General features: G+C 63.2%; 3 protein-coding genes. All 3 read right to left on the bottom strand.

Going from position 1 to position 2,938, the window contains the following annotated elements; genetic code table 11:
• Nucleotides 1-128: 128 nt before the first annotated feature.
• Nucleotides 129-764, bottom strand: coding sequence for a group II intron maturase-specific domain-containing protein (locus ACIPEK_RS46415; protein ID WP_402009020.1), 636 nt, complete (start codon nucleotides 762-764; stop codon nucleotides 129-131).
• On the bottom strand, nucleotides 761-2,050 hold the full coding sequence (gene ltrA / locus ACIPEK_RS46410; protein WP_402009017.1) for a group II intron reverse transcriptase/maturase: 1,290 nt from the start codon (nucleotides 2,048-2,050) through the stop codon (nucleotides 761-763). Before ltrA ends, ACIPEK_RS46415 begins: the two co-directional genes overlap by 4 nt.
• A gap of 560 nt (nucleotides 2,051-2,610) precedes the next feature.
• Nucleotides 2,611-2,938 (bottom strand): reverse transcriptase domain-containing protein (locus tag ACIPEK_RS46405; protein ID WP_402009015.1); only part of this gene is annotated, 328 nt, incomplete at its 5' end.

Below are 2,938 nucleotides of genomic sequence, written 5' to 3'. Positions count from 1 at the left end.
GGAGAGTCGGCCCGGGGCGCGGTGGCCGGGATTTCCCCGGCTCCGTTTCCCCGAGCCGCTCGCCGAACCGGACGTGCGACTCTCACCGCATCCGGCTCTCCACGGGTTACTGCCGGTGGATCGTTGATCTATGCGGCCCACGGTGTCGAGATATTCAACCCTCGCCAGCGGTAGCGGGTGACCGCCACCGCACCAATGTTGAACAGCTCGACTCCGTCCAAAGCGATCTGCCGCCAGCCACGAGGGCCTTTGAACTGTCGACGCAGGGCCGTCCACGTCATGCGCCGCCGATACGTGATCATGTTGATCACTCGCCACCACACGAACGAGCGCAAGGCGTTGAAGGTGTGCTTGGCGACGGCGTGCTTGAAGTAGTTGGCCCAGCCGCGCAGGATCTGATTGATCCGCGACAGCACGGCGGCGAACGGGACCTGCGACCTCCTGTGGGTCAGTGCCCTGATCTTCCTCTTCAGTTCACGGACCGGTTTGTCCGCAATGAAGGTGTAGACATAGCGCTTATCCGTTCCCCGCTTATGCATCCACTTGATGTGGAAGCCAAGGAAGTCGAACCCGTCGGCCATGTGCACCACGCGCGTCTTGGACTGCGACAGGCGTAGCCCAAGTGGGGCGAGGATCTCGCCGATCTCCTCTCTCAGTGCCTCGACGTGGTGGCGTTCGCCCCTGACCAGTACGACGAGGTGAGTCGGCGGCGGGAATCTCACCCGCCGCCGCTCGCAGAACCGTGCGGGAGCCTCTCGGCTCACACGGCTCCCATCGCCCAGCCGTCAGGCTTGAGACCGAACCGCCAGTGGGCGAAGAGGTTCGGGTAGCGGCGGGCGGTGCCCGCCAACAGTTCCCGTGCCTTCTTCTCCCGGCGGTGGAGTCGTTTGTACTTCCGGCAAGCCCAGCGCACCAGGTACTCGTTGATGCGCCGGAGAAGGGGGTACAACATGGACTTGTAGAAGCGCCCGTAATAGTTGACCCAGCCCTGCACGACGCTGTTATACATCCGCGCAAGGTCACCGAGGGACATGTCACTGCGGCAGGCAATGCGCCAGGAACGGATCTCCTTGCCCATCGCCTTGATCGCCTCCTTGCTGACCGCGGGCAGGAAGTTCACAAAGTGCTTCCCGTACCGGTTCTTGGACAGTCTCGGCCGGAACGTGTACCCGAGGAACGTGAACGACGTGTGCTCGTACGAGCCGCGCCGGTCAGCATCTTTGCAGTACACGATGCGCGTCTTGTCCGGATGCAATTCCAGACCGACTTGCGCCAATCTCGCTGCGAGCGCGTCCCGCACGCGGCGGGCCTGATGCTCGCTGCGGCAGTGAATCACCGCATCGTCGCAATACCGCTCGAACGTGAGGTGCGGGAACTCCCGTCCCAGCCACGTATCGAACGCGTAGTGCAGATACAGATTCGCCAGCACGGGCGAAATCGCCGATCCCTGTGGGGTCCCGCGATCTCGTTGCTGCACCGAGCCGTCCGCTTTCGCTAGCGGCGCCACAAGCCACCGCTTGACATAGAGTAGGACCCATTTCCCGTCCGCGTCGACATGCCGCTCGACGGCCCTGAGCATCAGCTCATGGTCCACGCTGTCGAAGAACGCCCGGATGTCGAGATCGACAACCCAGTCGTTACGCCAACAACGCCGCCGGCAAGTCTCCACCGCATCCAGCGCCGACCGCCTCGGCCGGTAGCCGTAGGAGTCCGGGTGGAACACAGGCTCCACCCGTCTCTCCAGATACATCGCGGCCACCGTCTGGGCAATCCGGTCAGCCACAGTGGGCACCCCAAGCACACGGACACCTTTCCCGCCCGCCTTGGGGATCTCCACGGCCTTCACCGCCGGAGGGAAATACGAGCCTGACGACATGCGATTCCACAGCTTGTACAGATTCCCCTTGAGGTTCTGCTCGAACTGCTCGATCGAAACGCCGTCCGCACCGGGTGCACCCCGATTGGCCTTGACCCTCAGATACGCCTCCCACACCATCGACTTGGAAATATAAAACGACTTGGTCTCGGCCTGCGGCCTTGATCCGTTCACCTGGCTCCTCCCGGCACTACCGGTTGACCACCAAACAAGATCAGGACGACCCGCTCCCTTCGCTCCGCCCCCATTACAGGGACTTCATCACTACTACGAGACGGTCCGTCCCCCTGCCACGCATCGGTACTCAGCTCCTTGCAGTTTCAGCTACTTGGAGTTCTCCCTTTACACCAACCCGTCCTCAACATGGACCGGTTGGCAGCATCGCGGCGAGGGGTTCCCACGTTCCGCACTGGTGCCTGTCGCCGAGCTCGCGCCACCTTCATGCCGGGCCGCCACCTGACCAGGAATACAGGAACCCGTCAGACTCATCCCGGGGCAACAACTGGACCCCGGTTTCGGCAACCACTCATACGCTTACGACACTTCAGCAGTGGTTCACTCGCGTTCGCCTTCTCGGCACACACCTGACGCATCTCGTGCGCCTTTTCCACAGTGCTCATCACCCCGGCTCATTCACCGGAGCAACCTGCGGCGGTTTGAGACCTCCCCCTGCGTGGGCGATCCCGGAGGGCCTACCTCCATCACCAGTGCAGCACCACGTCAAGAGCTTCCGTCTACACCGAAACCTCCTGTTGTGTTCGTGGCGCACAATCATCCGCATAGCGCACGATCCGCCAGTTCGGCAGGTTCTTGGCCACTCGCGTATGTCGGCGTGAGTCGCTGGACATCGTTCCGCCGGGCCTCCACGGCGCCATCACGTGCTCATCGAGCGCGGACAGGGCGATGTTGGCCAGCAGCGGCGAGAGGATCCCGCCTTGCGGGGTGCCGGTCTCGGTCGGTTCCGTCGTCCCGGTCTCCCGCAGGATTCCGGCCTTCAGGAACGCCTTGACCAGGGCGAGCACGCGCTTGTCCTTGACCCGGTCACGCACCCGGTCCATCAGG

It is taken from the genome of Streptomyces sp. NPDC088246 (assembly GCF_044741025.1).
In the GTDB taxonomy this organism is placed as follows: Bacteria; Actinomycetota; Actinomycetes; order Streptomycetales; family Streptomycetaceae; genus Streptomyces.
Note: the sequence above shows the minus strand (reverse complement) of the source record. Positions and strands in the feature narration are given on the sequence as shown.